The organism is Streptomyces puniciscabiei (assembly GCF_006715785.1).
Taxonomy (GTDB): domain Bacteria; phylum Actinomycetota; class Actinomycetes; order Streptomycetales; family Streptomycetaceae; genus Streptomyces; species Streptomyces puniciscabiei.
Genome location: NZ_VFNX01000001.1, coordinates 395216 through 421202 on the forward strand (window position 1 = coordinate 395216; position 25987 = coordinate 421202).

At 70.3% G+C, this 25987-nt stretch carries 26 protein-coding genes and 3 pseudogenes; 12 read left to right on the plus strand and 17 right to left on the minus strand.

Going from position 1 to position 25987, the window contains the following annotated elements; genetic code table 11:
* Positions 1-23: 23 nt before the first annotated feature.
* The 7 genes from pcaDC to FB563_RS01750 form a co-directional block, all read right to left on the minus strand.
* Positions 24-1319 carry a bifunctional 3-oxoadipate enol-lactonase/4-carboxymuconolactone decarboxylase PcaDC gene (gene pcaDC, locus FB563_RS01715; protein WP_055707156.1) on the minus strand — a complete coding sequence of 432 codons (1296 nt, stop codon included), beginning with the start codon at positions 1317-1319 and terminating at the stop codon, positions 24-26.
* Positions 1320-1351: 32 nt separating this feature from the next.
* Positions 1352-2449, minus strand: a complete 1098-nt coding sequence (locus tag FB563_RS01720; RefSeq protein WP_055707157.1) for an IS110 family RNA-guided transposase — start codon at positions 2447-2449, stop codon at positions 1352-1354.
* Positions 2450-3174: 725 nt separating this feature from the next.
* Positions 3175-4380, minus strand: coding sequence for a PP2C family protein-serine/threonine phosphatase (locus tag FB563_RS01725; protein ID WP_055707158.1), 1206 nt, complete (start codon positions 4378-4380; stop codon positions 3175-3177).
* A 997-nt stretch (positions 4381-5377) separates the two neighbouring features.
* A complete protein-coding gene (locus FB563_RS01735; protein WP_142218423.1) occupies positions 5378-5881 on the minus strand; it encodes a hypothetical protein in 504 nt (167 codons plus the stop codon).
* 97 nt (positions 5882-5978) lie between these two features.
* A complete protein-coding gene (locus FB563_RS01740) occupies positions 5979-6347 on the minus strand; it encodes a hypothetical protein (protein WP_234357807.1) in 369 nt (122 codons plus the stop codon).
* Entirely contained in the window at positions 6344-7015 is a 672-nt protein-coding gene (locus FB563_RS01745; protein WP_055707161.1) for a hypothetical protein, read from the minus strand. Before FB563_RS01745 ends, FB563_RS01740 begins: the two co-directional genes overlap by 4 nt.
* Positions 7006-7581, minus strand: a complete 576-nt coding sequence (locus FB563_RS01750; protein ID WP_199832865.1) for an RNA polymerase sigma factor — start codon at positions 7579-7581, stop codon at positions 7006-7008. Before FB563_RS01750 ends, FB563_RS01745 begins: the two co-directional genes overlap by 10 nt.
* A gap of 153 nt (positions 7582-7734) precedes the next feature.
* On the opposite strand from FB563_RS01750, the gene FB563_RS01755 reads away from it, so the two are divergent.
* The 7 genes from FB563_RS01755 (at position 7735) to FB563_RS01775 (ending at position 12099) form a co-directional block, all read left to right on the plus strand.
* Positions 7735-8232: an Asp23/Gls24 family envelope stress response protein gene (locus tag FB563_RS01755; RefSeq protein WP_055707193.1), complete on the plus strand. Its 498-nt coding sequence runs from the start codon at positions 7735-7737 to the stop codon at positions 8230-8232.
* 84 nt (positions 8233-8316) lie between these two features.
* The gene (locus FB563_RS42705) at positions 8317-8484 is read left to right on the plus strand and encodes a hypothetical protein (protein WP_030645371.1); all 168 of its coding nucleotides are present in this window, start codon (positions 8317-8319) and stop codon (positions 8482-8484) included.
* Entirely contained in the window at positions 8481-8888 is a 408-nt protein-coding gene (locus FB563_RS01760; RefSeq protein WP_055707162.1) for an Asp23/Gls24 family envelope stress response protein, read from the plus strand. The genes FB563_RS42705 and FB563_RS01760 overlap by 4 nt, the downstream gene beginning before the upstream one ends.
* Positions 8889-9000: 112 nt before the next feature.
* On the plus strand, positions 9001-9627 hold the full coding sequence (locus FB563_RS01765; RefSeq protein ID WP_234357808.1) for a DUF6286 domain-containing protein: 627 nt from the start codon (positions 9001-9003) through the stop codon (positions 9625-9627).
* Between the two features lie 28 nt (positions 9628-9655).
* Positions 9656-10264 (plus strand): hypothetical protein, encoded by a 609-nt coding sequence (locus FB563_RS01770; protein WP_055707163.1) that lies wholly within the window; start codon positions 9656-9658, stop codon positions 10262-10264.
* A gap of 85 nt (positions 10265-10349) precedes the next feature.
* On the plus strand, positions 10350-10505 hold the full coding sequence (locus FB563_RS42710; protein WP_099054839.1) for a DUF6131 family protein: 156 nt from the start codon (positions 10350-10352) through the stop codon (positions 10503-10505).
* Between the two features lie 352 nt (positions 10506-10857).
* Complete coding sequence (locus FB563_RS01775; protein WP_055707164.1) at positions 10858-12099, plus strand: PP2C family protein-serine/threonine phosphatase; 1242 nt, start codon at positions 10858-10860, stop codon at positions 12097-12099.
* A gap of 62 nt (positions 12100-12161) precedes the next feature.
* Here FB563_RS01775 and FB563_RS01780 read toward each other — a convergent pair whose 3' ends face one another.
* Positions 12162-12767, minus strand: a complete 606-nt coding sequence (locus tag FB563_RS01780) for a DUF5994 family protein (RefSeq protein WP_055707165.1) — start codon at positions 12765-12767, stop codon at positions 12162-12164.
* A 346-nt stretch (positions 12768-13113) separates the two neighbouring features.
* On the opposite strand from FB563_RS01780, the gene FB563_RS01785 reads away from it, so the two are divergent.
* The 3 genes from FB563_RS01785 (at position 13114) to FB563_RS01795 (ending at position 16176) form a co-directional block, all read left to right on the plus strand.
* Positions 13114-13806: a DUF5994 family protein gene (locus FB563_RS01785; protein WP_055495848.1), complete on the plus strand. Its 693-nt coding sequence runs from the start codon at positions 13114-13116 to the stop codon at positions 13804-13806.
* A gap of 123 nt (positions 13807-13929) precedes the next feature.
* Entirely contained in the window at positions 13930-14793 is an 864-nt protein-coding gene (locus FB563_RS01790) for a slipin family protein (RefSeq protein ID WP_055707166.1), read from the plus strand.
* A gap of 114 nt (positions 14794-14907) precedes the next feature.
* Positions 14908-16176 carry an ATP-binding protein gene (locus FB563_RS01795; protein ID WP_055707167.1) on the plus strand — a complete coding sequence of 423 codons (1269 nt, stop codon included), beginning with the start codon at positions 14908-14910 and terminating at the stop codon, positions 16174-16176.
* A gap of 39 nt (positions 16177-16215) precedes the next feature.
* Here the strand turns inward: FB563_RS01795 and FB563_RS01800 are convergent, their stop codons facing one another.
* The 4 genes from FB563_RS01800 to FB563_RS01820 form a co-directional block, all read right to left on the minus strand.
* Positions 16216-16701, minus strand: coding sequence for a DUF5994 family protein (locus FB563_RS01800; protein ID WP_055707168.1), 486 nt, complete (start codon positions 16699-16701; stop codon positions 16216-16218).
* Positions 16702-16984: 283 nt separating this feature from the next.
* Positions 16985-17257, minus strand: a complete 273-nt coding sequence (locus FB563_RS01805; protein WP_055495844.1) for a hypothetical protein — start codon at positions 17255-17257, stop codon at positions 16985-16987.
* Positions 17258-17508: 251 nt separating this feature from the next.
* Positions 17509-18057: a DUF5994 family protein gene (locus FB563_RS01815; RefSeq protein ID WP_063797093.1), complete on the minus strand. Its 549-nt coding sequence runs from the start codon at positions 18055-18057 to the stop codon at positions 17509-17511.
* A gap of 190 nt (positions 18058-18247) precedes the next feature.
* The gene (locus tag FB563_RS01820; RefSeq protein ID WP_055707169.1) at positions 18248-19225 is read right to left on the minus strand and encodes a magnesium transporter CorA family protein; all 978 of its coding nucleotides are present in this window, start codon (positions 19223-19225) and stop codon (positions 18248-18250) included.
* Between the two features lie 248 nt (positions 19226-19473).
* Here FB563_RS01820 and FB563_RS01825 point away from each other — a divergent pair, with 248 nt between their 5' ends.
* The gene (locus FB563_RS01825; protein ID WP_055707170.1) at positions 19474-20526 is read left to right on the plus strand and encodes a fatty acid desaturase family protein; all 1053 of its coding nucleotides are present in this window, start codon (positions 19474-19476) and stop codon (positions 20524-20526) included.
* Positions 20527-20906: 380 nt separating this feature from the next.
* Here the strand turns inward: FB563_RS01825 and FB563_RS01830 are convergent, their stop codons facing one another.
* From FB563_RS01830 to FB563_RS01845, 4 genes and pseudogenes are all read right to left on the minus strand, one after another.
* Entirely contained in the window at positions 20907-22529 is a 1623-nt protein-coding gene (locus tag FB563_RS01830; protein ID WP_055707195.1) for an IS1182 family transposase, read from the minus strand.
* Positions 22526-23009: pseudogene (locus FB563_RS45385) on the minus strand (transposase); the annotation flags it as partial. The gene FB563_RS01830 and the pseudogene FB563_RS45385, both read right to left, overlap by 4 nt.
* Positions 22991-23206: pseudogene (locus FB563_RS45390) on the minus strand (hypothetical protein); the annotation flags it as partial. The pseudogenes FB563_RS45390 and FB563_RS45385, both read right to left, overlap by 19 nt.
* Before the next feature lie 380 nt (positions 23207-23586).
* A complete protein-coding gene (locus FB563_RS01845; protein ID WP_079048851.1) occupies positions 23587-23760 on the minus strand; it encodes a CsbD family protein in 174 nt (57 codons plus the stop codon).
* A 137-nt stretch (positions 23761-23897) separates the two neighbouring features.
* Between FB563_RS01845 and FB563_RS01850 the strand changes: the two genes are divergently transcribed.
* Entirely contained in the window at positions 23898-24068 is a 171-nt protein-coding gene (locus FB563_RS01850) for a hypothetical protein (protein ID WP_055495969.1), read from the plus strand.
* A gap of 591 nt (positions 24069-24659) precedes the next feature.
* On the opposite strand, the pseudogene FB563_RS45395 reads toward FB563_RS01850, so the two are convergent.
* Positions 24660-25764: pseudogene (locus FB563_RS45395) on the minus strand (IS110 family RNA-guided transposase).
* Positions 25765-25987 lie beyond the last annotated feature (223 nt).

The window sequence follows — 25987 nt, forward strand, 5'->3', positions numbered from 1 at the left end:
GCTCACTCGCACTCACCGGGCGTTCACTCGGCGGGCGTGGTCTCCTCCTGGACGACCTGCCGCGCCACCCGGAACGCACTGTTCGCGGCCGGCAGCCCGCAGTACACGGCCGCCTGCAGCAGCACCTCCTCGATCTCGTCCGGGGTGAGGCCGTTGCGCAGGGCGGCCCTGGTGTGCACGGCCAGCTCCTCCAGATAGCCGCCCGCGACCAGCGCGGTCAGCGTGATGCAGCTGCGGGTACGGCGGTCCAGGCCCGGCCGGTCCCAGATCTCGCCCCAGGCGTAGCGGGTGACGAACTCCTGGAACTCCTCGGAGAACCCTTCGGCCTCGGCCAGCGCCCGGTCCACGTGCGCGTCGCCGAGCACCTCCCGGCGGATCTTCAGCCCGGTCCCGTACCGGTCGGACTGCCCGTCCGGCTGTGCCGGTACGGCGGCCGGGGCTATCTCGGCGACCGGCGTGGCCTGCGGCGGCACGGCCGGGAGCGGGACGGCCGCGGCCGCGGCCGCCGGCAGCAGCGTCTGGCCGGTGTCGTAGGGCTGCTGCCAGGCGGTGGAGAAGTGGTGCGCCAGCAGGTCGGTGACGGCCGCCGGCTGTTCGACCGGGACCAGGTGGGACGCGCCGGGGACGACCGCGAGCCGGGCGTCCGGTATGCCGGCGACCAGAGTGCGGGCCTCGGCGGGCCCGGTGACCTGGTCGTCGGAGCCGACGAGCACGAGCGTCGGCACGCCGACCCGGCCGAGCTCGGCCCTGACGTCGAAGGAGGCGAGCGCCTCGCAGGCGGCGATGTAGCAGCCCGGGTCGGTGGTGCGGACCATCTGCACCGCCCACTCGGTGATCGCCGGCTGGGCCGCGGCGAAGGATCCGGTGAACCAGCGGTCGGGCGACGTACGGGCGATCGGGTCGAGCCCGTTGGTACGGACGATCACCCCGCGCTGCCGGAACTCGTCGGCGGTCCCGAACCGGGGCGAGGCCGCGACCAGCGCCAGCGAGGCGAGCCGCTCGGGACGGCGCAGGGCCAGCTCGATGCCGACGGCACCGCCGAGCGCACAGCCCGCGTAGCCGAACCGCTGCACACCGAGCGAGTCCAGCGTCGCCAGCAGCCGCGTGGCCAGCTCGGCGACGGACCCCGCCGGGTGCGCGGGGGCCCCGCCGTGACCGGGCAGGTCGAACCGCAGGACCCGCCACTGCTTGGTCAGCTCCGGCACCTGGCGGTCCCACATGTGCCATGTGGTACCCAGTGAGGGACCCAAGATCAGGACCGGAGCGTCTTCTGGCCCGTCAAAGCGGTATTGCAGGGTGTTCGGGGGTGTCTCACTCACGCCCCAGACCCTCTCACGTCTCACGGACGCCCCTATAACGGGGGAACGCTGGATACCGTTCTGACCAGGTTGAAGACCTCGCGGGCGGCATATCGCTTGAGGCATCGGATGATCTCACGCCGGGTCTTGCCTTCCTGGGTGCGGCGTTCGTAGTACGCCTGGGTTCGGGGGTCGTGGCGCAGGCGGGTGAACACGATGCGGTGCAGGGCGGCGTTGGCCTGCCGGTCGCCGCCGTGGTTGAGCCGTCGCGTGATGCGCCGCCCGGAGGAGTACTCGATGGGGCTGACTCCGCAAAGGGCAGCAAAGGACGCCTCGGTGTTCAGCCGCTCGGGATTGTCCCCCATGGTGATCAGGAGAGTGACGGCGCTGTCCGGGCCGATGCCCATCGGTACGAGCAGTTGCGGCGCGTGGCGTTCGACGAGTCGGGTCAGGCGTTGGTTCAGCTCGTTGATCTGCCCGGTGAGCTGTTCGATGCGTTCGGCGAGCATGCGTAATGTCATGTGGGTGGCCTGGACCACCGCGTCCTCGTCTCCCCCACCATCGGGTGGGCTGACGGTCGCGCAGGTGCGGAACAGCTCGGCATTGCCCAAGCTCGACAACCGTTCCCGCAGGGCGGGGTCGGCGATCACTAGGACGGCCTTGACCTGGTTGATCGCCTGTGTGCGGGCCTTGACCGCGGAGTCCTTGGCGAGTTTGTAGATCCGGGCGCCTTGCACGGGTCCGTCGCCGGACTTGGCCTGGGCCCGGGTGCGACCGCTGAGCACGGCGCGCGCTGCGGCCTGCGCATCGAGCGGGTCCGACTTGCCGAGCAGACGGCGGGCTGTGCGGTCGGGCCGGTTCACTTCGAACACCTGGACATGCTGGGCCAGCAGGTAGCGGGACAGGCCCGCGCCGAAGGTACCGGTGCCCTCCACACCGGCACGGCGCACCGTCCCCCGCCTGCGGGCCCACACGAGCAGCCGACGGTAGCCAGCCACCGTCGCCGGAAAGGACTCGGTGCCAAGGACCTTCCCCAGCGGGGACACCACGGCGGCGACGTGAACCTCACCGTGCGTGTCCACGCCGAGCACGACTTCTCTCCGCACGGGAGGATCCGTACTGGAGGAGGTGCTGCGCTGTCTGGTCGTCATGGTGGTTCGCCTCCCGCAGGGTGACACGCTGAGTGGATGGCACCGGCCCGCTCGGGCGGTCTGAACCGTGATGGCGCCTGGAACTCGGCAAGGCCCCTATGGGGACACGCCCTGTGGCTCGGTGACAGCAGAAGCCAGCCCGCAACGACGGTCGACAAGCCTGTGACTGGACACTTCGGTCAAAGATCTCAAGAGTCAGACCCCCGTCCGGGACGGCATCGCGCAACCGTCGCATCGATCCCGGCGTATCGGCATCTACCGACCACAGCCGGATGGCTTCGCCCGAACCAATGCCCAACCTGGCCGGAGCAGGCTGAGAATGAGCTGACTCCCCGCCCACTCGCGACCGGCAATGACAGACAGCCGTCTGGGCCGCCTTACGGTCGCCCTCCATCGGCCATCGCACGAACGGCTTCGAGCCCTCATTCTGGTGCACGGTTGTCCGCAAGTCATGGCGCGGGCTGCCAAAGAGGCTGCCTAGCAACTCGGCAAAGGCACCGGCGAGTGCTTGGGAACTCGGTCTACTCGAGTAACGGGGAACAGCAGCACCGCACGAAGGGGCGCCCGCGTGGAAGGCATGGCGCATGTGGGCGCTGCCGGACCCGATGCTCGCGGCCCCCCGTCTCCGACCCGGCGCCGCCCGATGGGTGGGCCGCCGAGGAGAAGTGGGACGGTTCTCCAGACACCTCGTGATGTCTCATTCGCGTTGGCACCGTTCACCCAGGTCACGACTGGTCCTTCGTGCGTGCGGCTGAGGCTTGCCCGGTGTCTGCGCCGGCGCTGACGTGCCGCTGGGTCTCCTGGGGGCCGTGCCAGTCCAGGCAGACGGCGGTGGCATCGTCTTCGAGCCGGCCGTCGGCGGCGTCCCGGACCGCGGACGTCAGCGCCAGCGCGGTCTCCCTCGGGTGCAGATTCCGGGTGCGCGCCAGCAGGGCGGGCAGATCGACCTTCTCTCCGTGACGTTCGAGCATGCCGTCGGTGAACATGAGCAGACGGTCACCGGGCCGCAGGTCGAGGTCCTGCACACGGTACGGGTGGGGAGTCAGCTCAGACAGCCCGAAGGGATGGTCCACCTCGCAGGCAATCGTCTCCACAGCCCCGTCGCGCATGCGCAGCGGCCAGGGATGACCGGCGTTGACGAACTGGGCCCGCCCGGTATGGAGATTGATGCGCAGGAGCTGCCCGGTGGCATGACCGTGGCCGTGTTCGATCAGTGCCTGGTCTGCCCGGTGGGCCTGTTCGCCCAGGCCGGTGCCCGCCCGGCGGGCACCGCGCAGGGCGCCCACCAGGACCGTGGCGGCCAGGGCGGAATCCATGTCGTGGCCCATGGGATCGGTCACCGACACGTGCAAGGTGTCGCGGTCCACGGTGTAGTCGAAGGTGTCGCCGCTGAGGTCCTCGGAGGGCTCCAGGTTCCCGCACAGGGTGAACTGTGCGGCCTCGCACGACAGCGACAGGGGCAGCAGCTGGTACTGGATTTCAGCCGCCAGGGTGGCCGGCTTGGACCGTTTGCCCCAGGTGTAGAGATCGGTGAAGCGGCCGTTGGCGATCACGATGTAGGCCAGGATGTGGGCGGCTTCCCCGACTGCGTCGAGCACGTCCTCGCCAGGGCCGGTCGGCAGGAGCAGTTCCAGCAGCCCGATCGCATCCCCGCGGTTGGTGACGGGCACGATCACCCGCTGCCCCTCGCCGGTCGCGTCCTGATACAGGCGCTGGGTACGGATCACCTCCTCGTAGACACTGCCGAGCAGGGGAACCCGCTCGGCCTGCCGCCCACCCTGAGTGGGAGCGGTGGACAGCCGAGCCACCGCCTTCCCTGTCAGGTCCACGATGAGGAAAGAGACCTTGGTGGCCTCGAAACGCCGCCGCAGGTCCTCCGCGATCACGTCGACGGCGTCCGCCGGCGCCGCTCTCTCCGCTGCTGTCAGCAATCGGGTGAGCCCACTTTGTCCACCGCTCACGACCGCAGTCCCTTCCGCACCCCCCCACCAGCTTGGTAATAGCCGCAGTGAGCGTCAATCCGTGAACAGTCACGCTCCGGCGTTCGCCCGCGGACGGGGCCGCCACGGCTGCTCTGTACAAAAGCGGCTCGACGGGCCCATGTCTTAGGAGACACGCCAGAGTCTGGATAACGATGGCTGGAGAGCGCTGCTCTCTCTGGATGCCGGGCGTTTGGTGTTGCGCTCGCGCAGGGACAGGAACCTCGCACCCTCCTTCCCCGAGGTTCGTTCCGGGCACGGTCCAGCTGCCGACGCGACGGCCCTGGACGGCGAGCTGGTCGTACGGGAAATCCAGCAGGCTCGCCTTCGAGCGACTCCAGGGTCGCCTCCAGCGGCGCGGTGCCGGCGCTGCCCGGCTCGCCGAGCAGTGGCCCGCCCACTTCGTCGCCTTCGACTTGTTGCGCCTGGCGGGCACCGACACGACCAGATGGCCGTACGCGGGCGCCAGGGCGGCTGCTCCGGAACGCCTTTTTGCCGAACAGAACCTCACCGCGCCGTGGGCGCTGTGCCCGTCGTTCCCCCCGCTGGCCTGGGGATTCACGAAACTGCGGACAGGGCCCTGAAAGCGGCCAGGGCTACTTGTCGCCCGAGCCGGACGGGAGCCGACCCGCAGGTCCACCGCGGCCCGGTCCGTGAGGCGGGGAGCAAGGCTGCGGCTCAACCGGGCGAGGGCCTCGTCCACCTCCAGAGTCTGACCGAGCACGTCACGTCGGGACCAGCCGTCCGTCACCACGCAGGCACCTGTCGTCGTCCCCGCGTGCCGCACGCCTCTCGGCCAGCGCCCACAACAGCGGGCAGCGCTCCCGCGGGATGAGGGCACCTCCCGGGTCACGATGGCACAGATCGTGCGTGGAACTCCCCGTCGCCACCCGCCACACCAACGGCGGGGCCATGGGCGCCATCGCGGGGCGCCGTCACTGCGGTCACGTCAGCGGCTCCCCCGGCTCGTTGGCTGAACCGGAGGAGCCTGAGTCGAGCCGGCCCCATGGATGCGCTGCTGAACGCGGCCCACCTCCGGGTCCCCCTCCCGAGTCCCCCGCACCCGAATGCCTGCCGCGATGTGCTGCAACGGATCGGACGCCTCCTGCGCGGTCGGCAGCCGCCCGGCCGACAACAGCAGCGGGCCGGCGCCGCAAAGCACCCGGGACAGCGGGCCCGTCACCGTCTCCGGCACCGGCGGCAACGGTCCCGTCAGGCTGGGCAGAGCGGCATTGGGGTCACGGTGCGAGACCCAGACCCGCTCGACGGCGCCGTCCTCGTCCATCAGATCGGCCGCGGACCAGTCCGCCAGTCCCGGCACCAGCACGCGGCACACCCGCCTGAGCCCCTCGACCGCGTCCAGCGTGCTCGACAGCGCCGCCGCGCTCCGGGTGGCGAACGCCAGCCGGTCGAGCGCCGCTCGCAGCGCCGCGTCCGCCTCATCCTCGTCCATGGCGACCACCTGCCCGCCTGGGGCCCCGCGGCCGCTTCCGCCCTGGGAAGCCAGCTTGCCGAACGACGGTTCGCGGGGCCTGTGCCCGCGCCGCCGCTCATGCCGCGTCGCGCCAGGCGGCGATACCGGTCACCGTGACCGCGACGGTGACCGGCTCCGCGGCACCGTGGGTGGCGAGGTGGGTGACGAGGGCGGCTGTCACCCGGTCGTGGACGTTTCGGGCGATGTCCAGCGCCCGCCGACCCTCCGTCAGGACGCAGCGCACCTCGATGTGCCATCCCGAACCGTCCGGCGCCCGGTCGGCGCGTACGCCGGCCTCAGGTGGCGTGGTGTCCGCCCGGGTGGGCGCGGCGGCTGCCGCGAGGCGCCGCGCGAGGCGGGGTTGCAGGGCGGCCACGCCAGGAACCGCGAGGGCTGCCTCGGCCGCGACGCCGAGGAGCGCGGTGGTGCCGGTGGCGGTCATCATGCGCCACCGCCCGTCGGGAGGCGGGGACCGAGGGTCGGTCCCGGTTCCAGTACGTCGGCCACGGTGATGTCGACGGCTGTCACCGTGAGCCCCAGGTCCTGTCCGGCCGAGTGGAGGACCGATCGGCGTACCTGGTGGACCCGGTCGGGCAGCGGGCGGTCGAGGGCGGCGGCCAGGGTCATGGTCACCCGCACGTCGGTGCCGTTGCCCTCGGGTACGAGCCGGCAGGTCGCGGCCCTGGCACCGGGGACCGTGTCCGCGGCCCGCCTCAGCACCTTCGCCGCGGCGCTCTCGGCGATCCGCAGGTCCCGGTCGGGGTCGGCCAGGGGCAGCAGCCGCCCGAATCGGACCTCTGCCCTGACGACGTCCATGACCCGGTCGGCGAGTGCGTGCAGGCCCGGAGGGTCCTCGTCGCGCAGCGCCCGGGCGGCCGCGTTCACCGTGGCCAGTCCCTCGACCGCCTCTCGGCAGTATGGACAGGACACCGGGTGCGGGTCCGCGGCCGGCGGTGCGTCCCGTGCCTGTTCCCAGACCCGGCTGAGCAGGCGGCCGCAGGGCAGTACCTCATCGCCTGCGATCGGGGGCACGTCGGCGGCGGCCCAGCCGTTGCGGGGCCCGCCGGCTCCGGGCGGTTCGGGAGGCCGCGTGTGCGGGTCGTCTAGCGCCATGGGCCCATCGCCTCCTGCAGGGATCGGCGTGCCCTGAACAGTCTGCCGCGTACCGTCTGCTCGCCGGTACGCGTCACGTGCGCGATCTCCTTGTAGGGCAGGCCCTGCACCTCCCTCAGGATCCAGCAGACCCGCTGTCCGGCGTCCAGCTCGGCGAGTGCGCGGAACAGGGCGGCCGTGGCCGCGTCCTGCTCGGCGGTCCGGGCGGGCTGGCTCCACGCGTCGCCCGCCGCGGGTTCGGCGACGGCGTCCAGGGGGAGGGGCGGCGGCCGGCGGCGGCACATGGTCTGGCAGCGGTTGACGGTGATCCGGTACATCCAGGTGCGGAACTCCGCCCTGTGGCGGTATTCCGGCAGGTGGCGCCAGGCGCTGATGAAGGCGTCCTGAACGGCCTCCTCGGCGTCCTGGGGGTTGCCCAGCATGCAGCGGGCCAGGGTCAGGAGGGAGCGGCTGTGCCGCTGGACGAGAACGGCGAAGGAGTCCTCGTCCCCCTCGGCCGCCCGTACCGCCAGCAGGCGGTCGGGCAGGTCGCACCCCAGTCGTGGGGAAGCAGTGCGTTCGATCATGACGCTCCCACGCAGGCTCGGAACGAGCGTGTACCCCTGATACGAGTTGTGACGCACATCACATGCCAGACGCGTGAGGATTGTGCCGCCCGGTATGTCCAACGTTCGACGGGCGCCATTCCGGTGTCCGGCCGACCGATCGAGGCGACCGCCATGACGGACAACATCACCAGCGTCGGCGGGGGCAGCCGGCCCGAAGCGGGCGTGAGCGCGCTCAAGGGCCGCACCGGGGCCGGGGCTCCGGCCGAGACACGGGGCAGGACCACCATCGCGGACGGTGTGGTGGCCAAGATCGCGGGCATGGCCGCCCGCGAGGTACCGGGCATCTACAACCTGGGCGCCGGCATGGCCCGCGCCTTCGGAGCCATGCGGGAACGCGTCCCCGGCGCAGGCGGAGGCGGAGGCGGAGCGGTCACCCGCGGCGTCAAGGTCGAGGTCGGGGAACGCCAGGCCGCGGTGGACCTGGACGTCGTCGTCGAGTACGGCGTCTCCATCGTCGACGTCGCGGGCGGCGTACGCACCAACGTCATCAGCGCCGTGGAGCGGATGACGGGCCTGGAGGTCGTCGAGGTGAACATCGCCGTCGACGACGTCCACCTGCCCGACGACGAGGAGGAACAGACCGGACCGGACGAGGGCCGCGTGAGATGACCGCTGCCGGGAGCACCGCCGTGTCCTCGGGCCCGAGCGGATGATCACGGCGAGAGAGACGCTCGCGAGACGGGTGAGTGCGAGATGAACACAGCAACGACGGGACTCGCGGCCGGCATGGCCCTCGGCTTCGCCGGCTACTTCGGCGGCTTCTGGGCGTTTCTGCTGGTGCTGGTCCTGGGTGCGGCGGGGCTGATCGTCGGCCTCGTCGTACAGGGCGACCTCGACCTCCGGACACGGAGGCAGCGGTGAAGACCCGGCCCGGTTCCCCCGGTGAGGGGTCGGGCCCGCCGGCACCGGCCGCCGGGCTGCCGCCCCCGGCCGAGCGGGGCGCCACCGTCATCCCGGACAGGGTGGTCGCCCGTATCGCCGCGCAGGCCGCGCGCGCGGCGCAGGCGCGGCGCGCCGCGGTACCGCCCGATCGGGGCGGACCTGCGGCACCCCAAGCCTCCGCCGCCGTCCGTACCGGATCGGTGCGCCTGCATCTGACCATGGACCTGCCCTACCCCACCGACATCCCCCGTGTCTGCGAGCGGATCCAGCGGGACGTCGCCGAACGGGTCGCCCAGCTGACCGGGCTGCGGGTGGGAGAGGTCCTTCTCACCGTCCGGCGGCTGGTGACCGCCGCCGATGCGGGCCGGGGGCGGGTCCGGTGAGCGGCCGGGCGGCCCGGGTCACCGGGCACGCCGTGCAGGAAGGGCGATCGTGATGACATCCGGTCCACATCCCCCGGGCCGCGGCTCCGCGTCGTCCGGGCACCGTGCCGCAGTGCCGCTGACGAAGGAGCCCGATCCTCCCGAACGCGACGTGTCCCCCTCGGACCTCACAGCCGGTGAGCACGAAGGAGGGCACCGAACCCGTCGCAAGTGGTCGGCGCGCAGCGTCACGGCGGCGCTGGTCGCCGCGGTGATCCTCGTGGCCGCGGTCGCGACGCTCGTCGACGTCGTCGCCGTACGGGCGGGACGTCCGGCCACGGCCTGGCGACGGCACCTGGCCGACGAACTGGCGACCCGCCCGGTGGACGACGTATGGATGCTGACGGGGGCCGCCGTGGCCGCCGCCGTCGGCGTCTGGCTGATCGTCCTGGCCCTCACCCCCGGTCAGCGACGCTGGCTGCCCCTGCGCTCACCCGCCGGCTGCCCGCGACTGCGGGCCTTCGTGGACCGCAACAGCGCCGCCGTCCTGTTGCGCGACGCCGCCATGCGGGTCCCCGGAGTCGGCGCGGCGCACGTCCTGGTGGGCCGCCACCGCATCAAAGCCCGCGCGGACGTCCGCTTCCGAGACCCCCGACAGGTGAAGGACGACCTCACCGCCGTCCTCGACGAGGAGCGCGACCGGCTTGCCCTCGCCCGTCCTCCCCGCATCGCCGTACGGACGCGGCGACGCACCCGCTGACACAAGACCCGCAGCACCGGAGCCCGCCATGACGCCGCGATCCGCTCTCAACCGCACCCTGCTGGCCCTCGCCGGGCTGGTCCTCCTCGGCGGCGGACTGCTCATCCTCTTCGCCGGGCTCGACCTCTACAGGCGGCACGATCTGGCCCCGCCCGCCGGCTGGCCCCTGACCACCCCGGCCGACGTCCTGCTCGGCTCCGCCGACCGGGCCCGCTGGAGCAGCCAGGGCTGGTGGTGGTGGCCCGCGGTCATCGCCGCCCTCGTCCTCACCGCCCTCCTCGCCCTGTGGTGGCTGCTCGCCCAGCTGAGCCGACACCGCCCCGGCTCCCTGCCCGTCGGCGGCATACCCCCGCAGGAAGGCGTCGAACTGCGCGACCGCGCACTCAGCGAAGCGATCGCGAACGAAGCCGGTGCCCTGCCAGGGGTAGGCCATGCGGCCGTAGTCATCACCGGCCGACCGGCCCGCCACCGCACCCGCATCGACCTCACCCTCACCCCCGAGGGCACGCCCGGCGCCACTCTCGGTGCCCTGTGCGAAGGCCCGATCGGCACCGCGCGTCGGTCCACCGGCCTCACCGACATGCCAACCGAGGTCCGCCTACAGGTCAGCCGCCACGGACCACACCGCGTGGAGTGAGGAGGAGATCGGCCGTTCCCGCCGACGCCCTTGCGGCCCATAGCAGTTCGCGGGCGCGCCGGCACCACTCCCCGAAGGAGAGATCATGATCATCCTGGGCGTCATTCTGCTCGTCGTCGGCTTCCTCACCGGCCTGTCCATCCTGTGGACCATCGGGATCATCCTGCTGGTCGTGGGAGCCATCCTGTGGATCCTCGGCGCGATGGGACACGCCGTCGCCGGTCGACGCCACTACTGGTAGGCGGGGTCGGTTGCCCTGCAGGGCAGTGATCCATGCTGCGGGCAGGCCGGCAGACGGCGCGGACCCCACCAAGATGTTCGCGGCGGCGGACGACGACGGCGAAGAGGTCGATCCGGCTGAGGCCGCCGCCGGTGCTGACCAGCCGCCGCGGCTCGGCCGGGGCGCGCCCGGTGGCTGTTGTGCCGGTCCTCGCCGCACGAGCGCACGGCCGACTCGATGGGGAGTCGGTGGATCGACCCCCACGATCCGGGCGGGAGTTCCCCACCGCGTCGACCGGTGAGTCTCCGTCGGGAGTTCGTATGCACAGCACCTTCGTGAAGATCCGCCAGAACGTCCCCCCCGGGCCACGGCGATGACGGGCGGTGAGGGGCAAGGACCCGCGGAAGGCTCCACCCGGTCGGAGCGCTTCGGGGAGGAGTTTCTGGGAATCCTGCTGGACCAGGGGCACGAGCTGCCGCCGCACCAGCTCGGTCCGCTCGTCGCACGGCAGATCGGCAGGCTCGACGGCCGCGAGACCTCGCTCTTCCTGCAGGACTACGGCCAGGTGTGGCTCGTCCCCCTGCCGGGCGACGGGCTGGCAGCCGGGGAACCGCAGCCGATCGACGGCTCCGATGCCGGTCGTGCCTTCCAGGAGGCGCGTCCCGTCGAGGTGCCGCAGGCCGGCGGTGTACGGGTCTATATGCCCCTGCTGGACGGTGGCGACCAGGTGGGCGTCCTGGCCGTCACCCTGGACCGCGTCCACGACGACGAGCGACGGCTGCTGCGCAGGCTCGCCTCGCTCGTGGCCGACATGCTGGTGACCAAGCACGGTTACACCGATCTGTTCTTCCGGCTGCGCCGCAGAGAACCGATGAGTGTGGCGGCGGAGATCCAGTGGTCGCTGCTGCCACCGCTGGCGATGTCCACGCCCCGGGTCGAGCTGGCCGGGATGCTGGAACCCGCCTACGACGTGGCCGGCGACAGCTTCGACTACGCCCTCAACGGCGATGTCCTGCATGTGGCCATGGTCGACGCGATGGGCCACGGACTGGACGCCGCCACGATGGCCACGGTGGTCATCGGAGCCTACCGGCATGCCCGGCGCATCAGCGTCGGCCTGTCGGAGATCTATACGTTCATGGACCGGGCCGTCGCCGATCAGTTCGGCCCCGACCACTTCGTGACCGCTCAGATGATGCGGCTCAACACGGCAACGGGCAGGCTTCAGTGGGTCAACGCCGGACATCCCGCTCCTCTGTTGATCCGTGGACACCGTGTCGTACGACGGCTGCAGGGCCCGACGACGCTGCCCGTCGGCTTCGGCGGTCACGAGCCCCGGATCAGTGAAGTGGCTCTCATCCCCGGCGACCGGATCCTGTGCTTCACCGACGGACTGATAGAGGAGCGCGATGTCGGCGGTGAGGAATTCAGTGAGGAGCAGCTCATCGGGTGGGTGAACCGCCTTGAGCCCACGGCCCAACAGATCCGGACGGTGGCGCGCTCCCTCTCCCACACGCTGCAACGGGCGCGGGGCGGGATCACGACGGACGATGCGACGCTCCTGCTGATCGAATGGCGCGGGAGCGCCACCGACGACCTCGCCCTCCCGGAGTGAGCCGGCCTCCCACCCCCAGGGAAAGGCCGACGGCACGCAGCCTTTCCCCCACCGCCGATCTCTCACACTCCTGCTGCCGCGGTGGGCACGTGACGGGTGACCGGTCCGTCAGGAGTGCGTGAGGCGGGGTGGGGGGCGTCGTGTCCGCCTTCGGAGTCCCAGACCGCCTCCCGGAGCGAGTCCGAGTCGGCCGCTGCCTCTGCCGCGGCCCGGAAACGTTCGGCCTCATGGATCAGGCCGGTCGCCGTGAGGCTCCGCGACGGGTCGGTGGCCGTGGCCATGAGCCGGGCCGCGGTGGCCGGGGCTGTCTCCGGTGGGATCACCAGCAGGTCCCAGCGGCCGAAGGTGTGGGACAGCAGCAACAGCTTGTGGGGGTCCTGCCCGGCGTTGGACCAGCCGACGCGCACCATGTGGCCGTGCGCGGGCACTTCACCCGGGATGACCGGCCACAACGTGCGGCTCACCGCTATCCGGGTGATCCGCCCCCACAGCGGGTCGAGACATTCGACGAGCGCCGGGAGCTCCTCCGTCAGGTTGCGCGAACGGGGCCACCAGGCACCGTCGATCAGGGCCGGAGGGGCGCCGGCCCGCGCCAGCGTGAGTCGGAGCGGTGACGAAGAAGGGGCCCGGTCTCCGACTGCGGGTGTGAACGGAATGGTCGCGGTCATGACGCGGACCCAACCCCGGGCCGGTCACGGTCGGCCCGGTTGCCATGAATCGCCGAGAACGACCCGGCGTGGAAGCCGGTGTACGAGATGCTCTCGGTAATCACCAGGATACTCCTCGCCGAGGCCCGGCGGACTGGCGGGGAGTGACGGGCTGAACGGAACAACACACGTCACACAGCCAGGGGAGTGCTGGGCCGGGGCATGCGGGCCGCGTCGGGCGTGAGACCGGTCCGGGAGCCGGCATACGAAGGGCCCCGGCGCCCTCGGCCCACTGCCGCCGGTATCGACAGCCGTTTCACGGAATGCGGCGGCGTCTCCACAACCGCCCCGGCGCGTGCGGAGTACCGTGGACACCACCGAGGGCATTTCGCACACCGGCTTCCACGCCGGGTCGTCCTCGGCGAGAGACGAAACCCGGGTCGCCGCCGAGGCGGCCCGGAGACGGGTCCGCATCATGTCGGCGACCTTGCATCAACCCCTGCCACACCACGAGCCCGTCGCAGCCCCGGCCGCGCGTCTCGCGCTGAAGACCGACGGCCCGTCGCGCGGCCTCCTGGACGGTGCCTGGTGGCCCCGCTCCCGGGACCTGCTGAGCGAGCTGCCCGCACTGACCGATGTGCTGGACCCTCTGTGGGGCCGCATCACCCGCATCGCCGTCAACCCGAAGTACTGGCCGGTCATCCCGCACGAGGTCCCCGTGGGCGGTCATGTCGTCAAGGTCGGATGGTTCACCCCGGAGATCGACCCGCACAAGCTGCTGCTGCTCTCCTACGGCACCGGCCGCTGGGACCTGCTGGTCATCCCGCCCGAGACCGAGACGGAGTCGGCGGCCCGCCTGATGGCGGCCGCGTCCGACTACGACGGCCCACCGCTGACCGCAAGCGCTCTCATCGCCGCGGACGAGACCCGGCACGCCGTCTCCGCCGCCGACCGGCCACTCGAACCGGACGAGGCAGGGAAGCACGAGGAGGACGGCCCCGCCTCAGCGGCCGTTCCGGCACGGACGGATCGCGCCAGTCGCCTGGTCATCGGCATGTGAGACGGCCGCCACGACCGGTGCCTTCACGGGTTTCGGACCTGCCTCACGAGCCGGCGCAGGCACATGCAGGGGTTTCGACCGGCGAGTCTCCGCCCCACGTGGTCCTCGTTCGAGGAGCAGTACATGCAAGCCCTGATCGTTCTCATCGTCGTGATCGGCCTTCTGGCCGTCCTGGCCCTCGCCCTGTCCGTGAAGGTCGTCAAGCAGTACGAGAAGGGAGTGCTGTTCCGCTTCGGCCGACTCGTCGGAACACGCTCCCCGGGGCTGCGGTTCATCATCCCGTTCGTCGACACCCTGCACCGAGTGTCGCTGCGGGTCGTCACCATGCCGATCCAGTCCCAGGGCATCATCACCCGGGACAACGTGAGCGTGGACGTGTCGGCGGTCGCCTACTTCCGGGTCGTCGACGCCGTGAAGTCGGTCGTCGCCGTGGAGAACGTCGACGCGGCGATCAACCAGATCGCCCAGACCACCCTGCGGAAGGTCGTCGGCCGGCACACGCTCGACGAGACGCTGTCGGAGACGGACCGTATCAACCTGGACATCCGCCAGATCCTCGACGTCACCACCGTCGACTGGGGTGTGCAGGTCACGCTGGTCGAGCTCAAGGACATCCAGCTGCCCGACACCATGAAGCGCGCCATGGCCCGCCAGGCCGAGGCCGAGCGGGAGAAGCGAGCGAAGATCATCAACGCGGAGGGCGAGTCCCTGGCCGCAGCCGCGCTCGGCGACGCCTCGGACACCATGATGGCCCACCCCCTGGCGCTTCAACTGCGCAATCTGCAGAGCCTGGTGGAGATCGGAGTCGACCAGAACACCACCGTCGTCTTCCCGGCCCCCCTCATGAGCACGATCGGCGAGCTCGGCTCCTTCCTCGCCCGGGAAACCGCTGCCGCCGCACCCGCCGCGGCAGCGCCACCGGACGGCACCGGCCGCACCCACACGTCCCTCAGCCCGGCAGGCAGCGCGCCCGGCACCGCGGCGTGAAGCCGACCACGGCCCGAGCGATGCACCAGGGAGGATCCGTGACCGTCGCCTGTCGCGCGCGTCCTCCGGGCACCGGCTGATGATGGGGGTACGGCCGAACACGCGGAGCTGATCATGACGGGTTGGCGGGTCAGGGACTACACCCAGGACGATCTCGAAGCGGTGATCCGTGTCGACATGCAGAGCGGCACGACCGAGGAGCCGCCGCTCTTCCCGCTCTCGGACGCCGTGACGGCCCTCCAGACCCGCCACCCGGCCGTGGTGGCCACGGCCGACGACGTGCTGATCGGCGCCGCGGTGAGCAGGGTGGAGGGCGAACGGGCATGGATCCTGCGCATCTGCATGGCGCCCACCTGGCGGCAGCGCGGGCTGGGCAGTGCCCTGATCACCGCCCTTGAGCAACGGCTCTTCGCCGCCGGCGTCCGCGCGGTGCACGCCGCCCTGCCCGAGGGCGAGACCGGTGCCACCGCCCTGCGCAACTGCGACTTCGGCGCCCGCCCCGGGCTGGTCTTCTTCGAGAAACGCGGACCGGTGACCCCGCAGTCGGCCGGCACGCTGTCCTCGCTCGGAGCGGAGCTGCCGCCAGGGGGGCTCTGGCAGAAGGTCGCGGGCATGCAACGGGAGAAGCAGCTCATCGAGCGGCGCCTGGTCCTGCCGCTGGCCCATCCCGAACTGGCCGCCCAGCACGGAGTGGAACCGCCACGGGCGGTGATGCTGTTCGGGCCGCCCGGGACCGGCAAGAGCACGTTCGCGCACGCGATCGCCAGCCGCCTGGGATGGCCCTTCCTCGAACTGTTCCCCGCCCGTCTGGCCGCCGAGTACGGCCTGGCGACCGGGCTGAACCGGCGCTTCGACGAGATCGCCCGGCTCGACCACGTCCTCGTCTTCATCGACGAGGTCGAGGAGGTCGCCGGCGAACGCGGCGGCGCGGACGCGACCGCTGTCGGCGTCGTCAACGAACTGCTCAAGGCGATCGTCCGGTTCCGAAGCCAGGACGGACGGCTGCTCGTCTGCGCCACGAACAACGTGACCACGCTCGACTCCGCGTTCCTGCGGCACGGCCGCTTCGACTACGTGCTGCCGATCGGCCCTCCCGACCACACGGCCAGGACCGCACTGTGGGAGAGCTACCTGGCCCGAGCGGGCGCGCGGGCCGACAGCGCGGTACTCGCGTCCGCCAGCGAGGGGTTCACCCCCGCCGACATCGCCCATGCGGCGCGTACCGTCTCCCAGGCCCAGTTCGAGCGCACCTTCGACACCGGAACCCGGACCACCCCCACCACCGACGACTACCTGGACACGATCCGCGACACCAAGGCCACGGTCAGCTCCGCGATGGCCCAGGAATTCGCCCAGCAAACGGAAAAGTACGCCCGCATCTAGCGTCCAGGCCGATAGGGGAGTCGATCTGCGACGGACGTGTCAGGCCGGCGCAGGAGGCATGCCGCCGCCCGTATCAATGAGGATCTGTCTGGCCTCGGTGACGTTGTCGGCCCGTACGGCCCTGGCCATCGCGGCGCGTGCCGCATCGGGCGACGTGTCCGGAGGGACCAGCATCAGGGAGAAATGGTCCTGGTCGCCCCGGGTGATGAGGACGGTGTCGTCACCGACCGGGAAGGAGTCGATGTGCACGACCCGGTCGTCGACCATCACCCGGGTCGGCAGTTCGTCCCAGGCGCTGCCGTCCAGACCGACCCGGGTGACAGGCCCGAGATGCTCGGTCAACGCGGAGATCAGCGAGGGAAGCTCGGCACCGATGTCCCGGGACCGCGGCCACCATGCGCCGTCCAGGATTCCCTCGCGTGCGTGGGTGGTCTCCAGTCGCAGCAGGGCCGTTCCGGGTTTCACCGACCGGTGCACGGCGTCCGGCAGGAGCCTGGGGAAGTCGGGGGTGTCTGAGCCTGCCATGGTGTCCGCCCGTCCGCAGAGAGCAGTGCGACCGCACGGCGTGCGACCACGATACGACCCTGCTACCTCACGGTACTCCGCACGACGCTCCCGCGAGCGCTTCGCCGCAGGCGCGGTTGCGGAAACAGGCAACGGCTCCGGCGTATACCCGCCGGAGCCGCCCTTCCAGGTCATTGCACGTGAGCGTGCGCCGACCCGCTTTCCACGTTACGCCAAAGGGATTGATCCGACATGAACAATCCTTGCGGAAGTTCACTTCGGTCCGAGAAACCGACGCGGCTGCTCAGCCACGCCCTTCTTCTTCTGTCTCCATCTGCCGGATCCCCTGATGCGTCAGCGTGATCATCGCGGGCGTGTTGCCCCTCTCCCAGTCCACGACGACCCAGCCTTCACCTGCCAGGTACATACAGGCAGCGGCCATGTCCTGCTCAGGGATACCCAGGTCGGTGCGGAGCTTCGCCCCATCGACGCCCAGGAGGCGATTGCCCTCGGCGGCTTGGTACAGAGCCTGCATGATCCTCTCGCGGTACGTCTTCCGGTCTCGCAATATCGCCATGACGCGCCTTCCTCTACTGCCCACGGTCGGGCCGAAGTCGATGTCATCCGCGGTCGCCGTCGCGGTGGGGCGCGTCGGAACGGTCGCGTCCACCGCCGACCGACGGTGCCTCCGGGGCCGACGCCCGATCCCCGGCAGAACATCGCTGTAGTGGAAGGCAGCGATCCGTTCGGCGTGCTGGCCGTTGAGCCGGTGGATCAGAGCGACTCCGACGGCGATCAGAAGGAGCAGCGCGGCCGCGGCGATGACCGTCATGGTTCTCTCATCTCCGTCGAACGGCGGGCGAAGGGCCTGCCGATCCGATATGCCGGGGCAGGCACGACGGCCCGACCGGCTCCGCCGTCGGTCTCCCACGCTTCTTCCCTGATCCGGGCGTCGATCCTGTCTGCTGCTTCCTCGAGTGCCGGGGCCTCGATGCCGTCGCCCGCCATGAGCTGCGCGGCTGCCTCCGCACCGGTTTCCGGCGGAATCACCAGGACGTCCCGGCGGCCATTGGCGGAGAAGAAGGTCAGTCTGTGCGGATCCTGCTCCTCGGTGGACCAGCCCACGTGCACTGTACGCCCGGCGATGGACACCCGACACGGGATGACGGGCCAGTGGGCCGGGTTCACCGCGATACCCGTGATGCGACCCCAGAGATCGCCCAGGGCGGCTGTCAAGGGTGGCAGCTCACGGGTCAGGGCACGGGAGCGAGGCCACCACGTGCCGTCCAGCCCGCCCGGCGCGGGTGTCAGGGACAGGCGAGCCGGCAGCGACGGCGCGCGCTTGGCCCATGTCGTACGGTCGATGGTCACGGACATGGTGCGAACCTGCCCCCGGGCTCGTGAGCGGCCCGGCGTTGTCGATCACCGGAAACGGCACCCGCAGCGGAGCCGGTACGCGAAGAACTCCCGGTGCTTTCACACTACTCCGCTCACCGGCCCGAGAAGCCTGGGGTGACCAGGTATTTCCTGCCTTCGGCCTGGTCACCCGCGCCCGGCACTGGGCCGGTCAGAGCCAGTCCTTGCGCTTGAACGTCAGATACAGCACTGCGGACAGGACCACGATGACGGCTGCCGATGTGATGAATCCGGACTGCCGGCCGAAACCGGGGTAGGGAAGATTCTGGCCGTAGTATCCGGTGATCGCGGTGGGTACGGCGATGATCGCGGCCCAGCTCGTCACCTTCTTCATGATCAGGTTCATGCGGTTGGCCTGGACCGAGAGGTTCGTCTCCATGACCGAGGCCACCAGGTCCCGCAGTGATTCCGTCCACTCGGTGGCACGCAGCACGTGGTCGTAGACGTCCTGGTAGTACGGGACGAGAGGGTCGCTGATCAGGTGCAGGCCGGGGCGCATGAGCCCGTTGACCACCTCGCGCATCGGAAGTACGACGCGGCGCAGCCGGACGAGCGACTTACGCAGTGCGAAGACCCGGCGCTGCACGGCTTCGACCTCACGGCGCCCGGCCGCGAAGAGCAGGCCCTCCAGCTCCTCGATGCTGTCGTCCAGTTGCTGGACCGCGGCGAAGTGTCCGTCCACGAGATGGTCGAGCAGACCGTGCAGCAGGAATCCGACGCCGTGGCCGGCCAGGTCCGGGCTCTCGTCCCAGCGGGCGACGACGTCCTCGATGTCGAGGCCGTCGTCCTTGCGGACGGTGATCATGGCCTGACTGGTGAGGAATACGGCGATCTCGCTGTACGTCAGTTCCGCACCGTCCGGGCTGACGGTCACGGCGTAGGCGCTGAGGAACTCGTGGGTGCGATAGCGGTCGAGTTTCGGCCGCTGTCCACGCTGGGCGGCATCCTCCAGAGCCAGTTCGTGGATGCCGAACTCCTGACCCAGCATGGTGAGTTCATTGGCTCCGGGCCGGTGCAGGTCCAGCCACAGGACCGACGCCGGATCAGCGAGATGCGCAGGGACGTCACTGACGGGAAAGCCCTCCAGGACCAGAGTGCCGTCGTGATACAGCCGGGTGCGCGTCACCATGGCCCGAGGCTAGTGTCTTATACCCCTGTCATGCCGCTTCGCCCCGATTGCCAGCGCGGCAGGTTCATCGACAGCAGCCACCCTCCGTGGGGGCCTTACGTCAAAGCCCGCGACATCCGGACCTCCGACCGACGAGCATCGGGTGCCGGTCCGAAGGCAGGGATGTGGGTACCCGGCCGCCGCATCGCATCCGGCGTACACCGCCCGACCGGATGCCGCCCGTCAGCCGGGAAGGACACTCCGAGACCATGACCACGCATACCCCGCGCCGTCGCCCGCCTCCCCCCGCAGGTGGCAGTGATTTCGCCCGCCTGTCGAAGAAGATCGCCGAGGCCGGCCTGATGAACCGGCGCCCCGGCTACTACACCGTCCGGTCCATCGTCGTGGCCGTCGCCTACGCCGGGGGCTGGAGCGCGTTCGTCGTCATCGGCGCCGGGTGGTGGACCCTGGCGCTCGCCGCGTTCCTCGCCGTGATGTTCGGGCAGGTGGCTCTGCTCGCCCACGACGTCGCGCACCGCCAGGTCTTCCGCCGGCGCCGGCCCAGCGAAACGGCCGGCCGCATCGCCGGGGCCGCGATCGGGATGGGCTACGGATGGTGGCAGGACAAACACACCCGCCACCACGCCAACCCCAACCACGAGGGCCTCGACCCCGACATCGCCCCGGACCTGCTGGTGTGGTCCCAGGACCAGGCCCGCGCCGCGACCGGACTGCCGAGGCTCCTCGGCCGCCGGCAGGCGTTCCTCTTCTTTCCCCTGCTCCTGCTCGAAGGGGTCAACCTTCATGTCTCCAGCGCGCGAGCACTGGGCAACCGCACCCTGAAGAACCGCGCCCTGGACGGCGCGCTGCTCTACGGGCACACCGCCGCCTACCTGACCGCAGTGTTCCTCGTCCTCCCACCCGGCATGGCGAGCGCGTTCCTGGCCGTCAACCAGGGCCTGTTCGGCCTCTACCTCGGCTGCCTGTTCGCCCCCAACCACAAGGGCATGCCGACCCTGACCGGCAACGACCGCCCCGACTTCCTGCGCCGGCAGGTCCTCACCGCACGCAACGTACGCGGCAGCTGGTTCACCGACCTAGCCCTGGGCGGCCTGAACCACCAGATCGAACACCACCTGTTCCCCAGCATGCCCAGCCCGCACCTGCGCAGGGCCCGGCCCATCGTCCGCCGCTACTGCCAGGACCTGGGAGTCGACTATCTGGAAACCGGACTGATCGCCTCCTACCGGCAAGCACTCGCCAGTCTCCACCAAGCAGGAGCCCCACTGCGGCGAGCCCGTATCAGCAGCGCCCGAGCATGACGCACCGGCGCCGGCGGTAGATGATCTCGCCACCCTGTCTGAACCAGGAGGCAATCCCGTCGAACCGCTTGCATGAGTCGGCAGCTGTAACGCATCCAGATTCCCTTGCCGTACTCCAGCGCCTTTTCCCGGTGCCCGACTGAAGTGATCCGGTGAGACCCAGCGGCTGGAACAGCCCCGTCGGCTTCCCGGCGCGGCTGCGTCGTCTTACGGCTCCCCTCCCAGATGGGCGCAATCGCAAATCCAGCGTCCCGCGAGCATCGCAGGAGCGCGCACTGTGTGCGGAGCCGAACGCGGTCATGCGCGCAAGCACAGTCGAGATCACGGCGAAGCCCCGCCGGAGCGCTCCGACGCTGTTGGTAAATCCGCCCCGCTGGATCTCATCCGGCGGGGCGGAGTGCTGCGAAGGGTGAGACGCGGGTGCGGGCGAGGGGTCTGCCGGTGAGGTAGGCGTCGAGGCGGGCGAAGTTGATGGCGGCGCCGGTGAAGTGGTGCTGGAGTCGGGTCTTGGCGAGTCCGCGGTAGCGGGATCTGCGCAGGCCGTGTGACTGGACGCCTTGCGAGATGGTGCCCTCGACGCCAGCGCGGTGTCTGTAGCGTCGTCGCCACTGGCCGGTGTCCTGCTCGGGCCGGGCCTGCTGGAGGATCTCGTGTTCTTCCCTCGGCCGGAAGGTCAGGGAGCGGCCGTGCCGGGAGTCGGTGCAGCCTGCCCGCAGTGGGCATGGGCCGCAGTCCCGTGGGGAGAAGCGGACGCGGGTGACGGGAGTGCCCCGGTGGCTGTGGGTGGCGCTCCAGACCGTGTTGGTCCTGCCGCCCGGACAGGTGACGGTGGACTGGTCCCAGTCGACGGTGAAGCGTGTGTTGTCGAAGAAGTCTCCTCCCGCCTGCTTCTTGTTGGTCACTTTCCCGACCGGGCCGACGAGATCGATGCCGTGGTCGCGTCGGGCGTGGTGGATCTGCTCGGCATCGACGTATCCGGCGTCCACCAGGTGTTCGTCCGGCAAGAGGCCGCGCTCGGCCAGGACGGCGTGGATGTCCTCCAGCGCCGCGTCGTCGGTCACTGGTGCTGGGGTGGTGTGGATGTGGGTGATCAGGTGCGGGGCGTCGGGCTCGCAGGTCTCGCTGAGGTGGACCTTATAGCCGGACCAGCCCAGATCCCGCTTCGCCCCGGTCCTCGCGTCGGGCTCGTGCGGGGTGCGTAAGCGGATCAGGCCGGGCGGAGTGTTCTTCGGCTCCCGCCAGCGCACGGCGCCGTCGGCTTGGTGGAACTGCTGCACCCAGGTCCGGCGCAGGAACTCCACCGCGGGCAGAGCCCGCAGTCCGGGCGGAGCCTGGGGAGACCAGACCGCCTGGAGCAGCACCATGCCGTCGGCACCGCACTGGTCACCGTGCTCGACCCGGGCGGCCCACCGGGAGGGGAAGCGGCTGTCCTCCGGCCGGGCCGAGTAGCGGTCGAACCACTCCGGCGCCGCCACCGTCGCCAGCCACTCCCCGGCCGCCCCGGCAACCTGGTTCAACGCTGCCCGCAGCGTCTCGACCACGAACTCCAGCCGGCTCAGGTCCCTGGTCACGGCCAGTACGTGGGTGGCGTCCGTGCGCTGCCGTCCGCCCGCCGTGACCAGTCCCGCCTCGCCTGCCGCCCGCAGCACCGCGTCGAACACCGCCCGGCCCGCGTCCGCCTCGGCCAGCCGGGCCCGGAACTCACTCAGCACGGAGAAATCGAACCCGGTGTCGGCCAGTTCCAGCGACAGGGCGTACTTCCAGTCCAGACGCGAGCGGACCGCGTGCGCTGCCTGCCGATCGGTCAGCCCCTCCGCGAACTGGAGTACCGAAACCAGCGCCAGCCGGGCCGGCGACACCACCGGACGCCCCCGCACCGGGAACAACTCCTCGAAGTCGGCGTCGGCGAAGACCGGCCCGAGCACATCCCGTACCCGCATCACCAGACAGCCCTTCGGGAACACCGCACGCGCCAGACGCACGGTCTCCTCCGACGCCCCTATAGCGCGGGGGTGCGGGAAACCGGTCTGACCAGGTTGAAGACCTCGCGGGCGGCATATCGCTTGAGGCACCGGATGATCTCGCGTCGGGTCTTGCCCTCCTGGGTGCGGCGTTCGTAGTACGCCTGGGTGCGGGCGTCGTGGCGCAGGCGGGTGAACACGATGCGGTGCAGGGCGGCGTTCGCCTGCCGGTCGCCGCCGTGGTTGAGCCGGCGCGTGCTCCGACGGCCGGAGGAGTACTCGATGGGGCTGACTCCGCAAAGGGCAGCAAAGGACGCCTCGGTGTTCAGCCGGTCGGGGGTTGTCCCCCATGGTGATCAGGAGAGTGACGGCGCTGTCCGGACCGATGCCCACCGGTTCGAGCAGCTGTGGGGCGTGCCGTTCGATGAGCCGGGTCAGGCGTTGGTTCAGCTCATTGATCTGTCCGGTGAGCTGTTCGATGCGCTCGGCGAGCATGCGCAACGTCAGGTGGGTGGCCTGGGCCACCGCGTCCTCGTCTCCCCCTCGTCCGACTCCTCCGGACGCCGCGCCGGGGCCGTCGGCACGGCGAGCACCATGGTGAGTCCGGCGCCGGGCGTGTCCTCGGCGCGCAAGGCGCCGCCGGTGGCCTCGGTGAAGCCGCGGGCGACCGCGAGGCCGAGTCCGACTCCGTTGCCGCGCGGGGAGTCGCCGTAGCGCTGCGAATCTGACTCAGAAGATGCAGGGCGCCCTGATGAGCCGGCTGATGGCCGCCGCGGCTACCAACGATACGGTCGCGGCCCAGCTCATCCGGGTCTTGGTCCTCCTTGACCAGATTGATGGGCAGCAGTCGATGCAGGCCCAGGCTTCGGGCCCCAGCCGATATGAGGGCTTGGGCAGGGCCTCGCTCGTACCGAAGCAGTCACGAAAGACCTGCCGAGATCATCGGCACGAGCGAGACGACTTCGGCGGAGACCTGCAAGCGACCTTCTCGGGCCAGCCGCAGACAGCCGGAGCAGGAAATAGACGGTGCCGGATCAACGCGTGGCACCGCCGAACCGGAAAGAGGTCCCACAGGGGGCCTCTTTCCGGTTCGCGGAGGTCAGTGCTTGAAGGCGTCCTTGGCCTTTTCCTTGGCTTCGCGGGCGTCCCCGGTGCTCATCTCTGCCTGACCTTCGGCGGCCATACGGTCGTTGCCGATGGCGCTTCCCAGAGCCTCCTTGGCCTTGCCCTTGGCCTGCTCGGTCTTCGCCTTCGCCTTCTCGTTGGCAGTCACAGAACAACGCCTCCTCGTAGCTTCGGGACCGCTGTCGCGGTAACCGGCTCGTGCCCCTGCTTCCCCTTGATAAACAAGGTGCTGATCTCGAATATCGAAGAAAAGGCAGGGAAGACGGGCGGGCAGGAGGTCGACGTATGGTTCCCCTGCTTTTGGTCCTGCTTCTCGCGGTCATCCTTTTCGGTGCCGGTTTCGCCGTCAAGATCCTTTGGTGGGTGGCCCTCGCCGTCCTGGTCGTGTGGCTGCTCGGTTTCGTCATGCGATCCACCAGTGCCGGGGGTGGTCGCGGCCGCTGGTATCGATGGTGACCTGACCACCCGTCACGCCCGCAGGGCCCGTACCGTCCCGGTACGGGCCCTGCGGGCGTCTTGCTATGCCGAATGGCCGCCGGCCGAGGACCGCGCACCATCACGTTCCAACAGGCGTCTGCGGAGGCCCTTCGCGGAATCGCACACTCCCCCCTCTGGGGCTTGGCGCCCCGTACACGACGTCCGTCGAGGAAGACATCGGCGCCATTCGGCTTCCTCACTTCGCCGACGAACTGACCGGCCGGATCGACTTCCAGGGCGGACCGCTACACCGAGCACCACATGCCCCTGGTCGACAAGTTGCCAGACACGTGAGGCAGCAGGCGGGCGGCAGCGATACCGTCGGCGGACGCGCCCTCATGGCAGGGAGGTACACCTTGCAGATGCTTTGCGCAGGTGAAGGCTACGCCCGGTCAATCACGAAGGGTCTCCGGCGGCAGCCGCCAAGATGTGTGTCATCACAGCACCGTCGCATCGAGTGCTCAGTCGAGGAGAACCCGAGGGGTACGGTGCCGCGGCTGGGGCTGCAGCGCACCCACTCCGGATCCCCCGCCGGCCGCTTTTGCAGGGGCTTGAAATCGAACGACGCCCCTATAGCGTGGGGGTGCGGGAAACCTGTCTGACCAGGTTGAAGACCTCGCGGGCTGCGTATCGCTTGAGGCATCGGACGATCTCGCGTCGGGTCTTGCCCTCCTGGGTGCGGCGTTCGTAGTACGCCTGGGTGCGCGGGTCGTGGCGCAGGCGGGTGAACACGATGCGGTGCAGGGCGGCGTTCGCCTGCCGGTCGCCGCCGTGGTTGAGCCGGCGCGTGCTCCGACGGCCGGAGGAGTACTCGATGGGGCTGACTCCGCAAAGGGCAGCAAAGGACGCCTCGGTGTTCAGCCGGTCGGGGGTTGTCCCCCATGGTGATCAGGAGAGTGACGGCGCTGTCCGGACCGATGCCCACCGGTTCGAGCAGCTGTGGGGCGTGCCGTTCGATGAGCCGGGTCAGGCGTTGGTTCAGCTCATTGATCTGTCCGGTGAGCTGTTCGATGCGCTCGGCGAGCATGCGCAACGCCATGTGGGTGGCTTGGGCCACCGCGTCCTCTTCTCTTTCTCTCCCGCCATCGGGTGGGCTGAGGGTCGCGCAGGTGCGGAACAGCTCGGCGTTGCCCAGGCTCGACAACCGTTCCCGCAGGGCGGGGTCGGCGATGACCAGGACGGCCTTGAGCTGATTGATCGCCTGGGTGCGGGCCTTGACCGCGGAGTCCTTGGCCAGCTTGAGGATCCGGGCGCTGTGCACCGGACCGTCGCCGGACTTGGCCCGGGCCCGGGCGCGACCGCTGAGCACGGCTCGCGCGGCGGCTTGCGCGTCGAGCGGGTCTGACTTCCCAAGTAGCCGGCGGGCCGAGCGATCCGGCCGGTTCACCTCGTATACCTCGACCTGCTGCGCCTGCAGGTAGCGGGACAGGCCCGCACCGAAGGTGCCGGTGCCTTCCACACCGGCCCGGCGCACCGTCCCCGCTCTGCGGGCCCATACAAGAAGCTGCCGATAGCCGGCCGCCGTGGCCGGAAACGACTCGTTACCCAGGACCTTCCCCAACGGGGAGATCAGGGCGGCGACATGCACCTCACCGTGCGTGTCCACTCCCAGGACGACCTCTCTTCGCACGGGAGGGTCCGTGCTCGAGGAGGTGCTGCGCTGTCTGATCGTCATGGTGGTTCGCCTCCCGCGTGGTGACGTGCTGGGTGGATGGCACCGGCCTGCATGGGCGGTCTGAACCGTGATGGCGCCTGAACTCGGCAAGGCCCCTATGGGGACACGCCCTGTGGCTCGGTGGCAGGCAGCATCCCGTAACGGCAGTCGACAGGTCGGTGACTGGACACTTCGGTCATAGATCTCACGAGTCAGACCCCCGTCCGGGACGGCACTGGGCAAC

Bases quoted from the DNA above. Each gene is read 5' to 3' on its own strand.
- FB563_RS01720 (WP_055707157.1), bottom strand. From the start codon at position 2,449: ATGACGACCAGACAGCGCAGCACCTCCTCCAGTACGGATCCTCCCGTG.
- FB563_RS01735 (WP_142218423.1), bottom strand. From the start codon at position 5,881: ATGGACGAGGATGAGGCGGACGCGGCGCTGCGAGCGGCGCTCGACCGG.
- FB563_RS01740 (WP_234357807.1), bottom strand. From the start codon at position 6,347: ATGATGACCGCCACCGGCACCACCGCGCTCCTCGGCGTCGCGGCCGAG.
- FB563_RS01745 (WP_055707161.1), bottom strand. From the start codon at position 7,015: ATGGCGCTAGACGACCCGCACACGCGGCCTCCCGAACCGCCCGGAGCC.
- FB563_RS01750 (WP_199832865.1), bottom strand. From the start codon at position 7,581: ATGATCGAACGCACTGCTTCCCCACGACTGGGGTGCGACCTGCCCGAC.
- FB563_RS01755 (WP_055707193.1), top strand. From the start codon at position 7,735: ATGACGGACAACATCACCAGCGTCGGCGGGGGCAGCCGGCCCGAAGCG.
- FB563_RS42705 (WP_030645371.1), top strand. From the start codon at position 8,317: ATGAACACAGCAACGACGGGACTCGCGGCCGGCATGGCCCTCGGCTTC.
- FB563_RS01770 (WP_055707163.1), top strand. From the start codon at position 9,656: ATGACGCCGCGATCCGCTCTCAACCGCACCCTGCTGGCCCTCGCCGGG.
- FB563_RS42710 (WP_099054839.1), top strand. From the start codon at position 10,350: ATGATCATCCTGGGCGTCATTCTGCTCGTCGTCGGCTTCCTCACCGGC.
- FB563_RS01775 (WP_055707164.1), top strand. From the start codon at position 10,858: ATGACGGGCGGTGAGGGGCAAGGACCCGCGGAAGGCTCCACCCGGTCG.
- FB563_RS01780 (WP_055707165.1), bottom strand. From the start codon at position 12,767: ATGACCGCGACCATTCCGTTCACACCCGCAGTCGGAGACCGGGCCCCT.
- FB563_RS01790 (WP_055707166.1), top strand. From the start codon at position 13,930: ATGCAAGCCCTGATCGTTCTCATCGTCGTGATCGGCCTTCTGGCCGTC.
- FB563_RS01795 (WP_055707167.1), top strand. From the start codon at position 14,908: ATGACGGGTTGGCGGGTCAGGGACTACACCCAGGACGATCTCGAAGCG.
- FB563_RS01800 (WP_055707168.1), bottom strand. From the start codon at position 16,701: ATGGCAGGCTCAGACACCCCCGACTTCCCCAGGCTCCTGCCGGACGCC.
- FB563_RS01805 (WP_055495844.1), bottom strand. From the start codon at position 17,257: ATGGCGATATTGCGAGACCGGAAGACGTACCGCGAGAGGATCATGCAG.
- FB563_RS01815 (WP_063797093.1), bottom strand. From the start codon at position 18,057: ATGTCCGTGACCATCGACCGTACGACATGGGCCAAGCGCGCGCCGTCG.
- FB563_RS01820 (WP_055707169.1), bottom strand. From the start codon at position 19,225: ATGGTGACGCGCACCCGGCTGTATCACGACGGCACTCTGGTCCTGGAG.
- FB563_RS01825 (WP_055707170.1), top strand. From the start codon at position 19,474: ATGACCACGCATACCCCGCGCCGTCGCCCGCCTCCCCCCGCAGGTGGC.
- FB563_RS01850 (WP_055495969.1), top strand. From the start codon at position 23,898: ATGGTTCCCCTGCTTTTGGTCCTGCTTCTCGCGGTCATCCTTTTCGGT.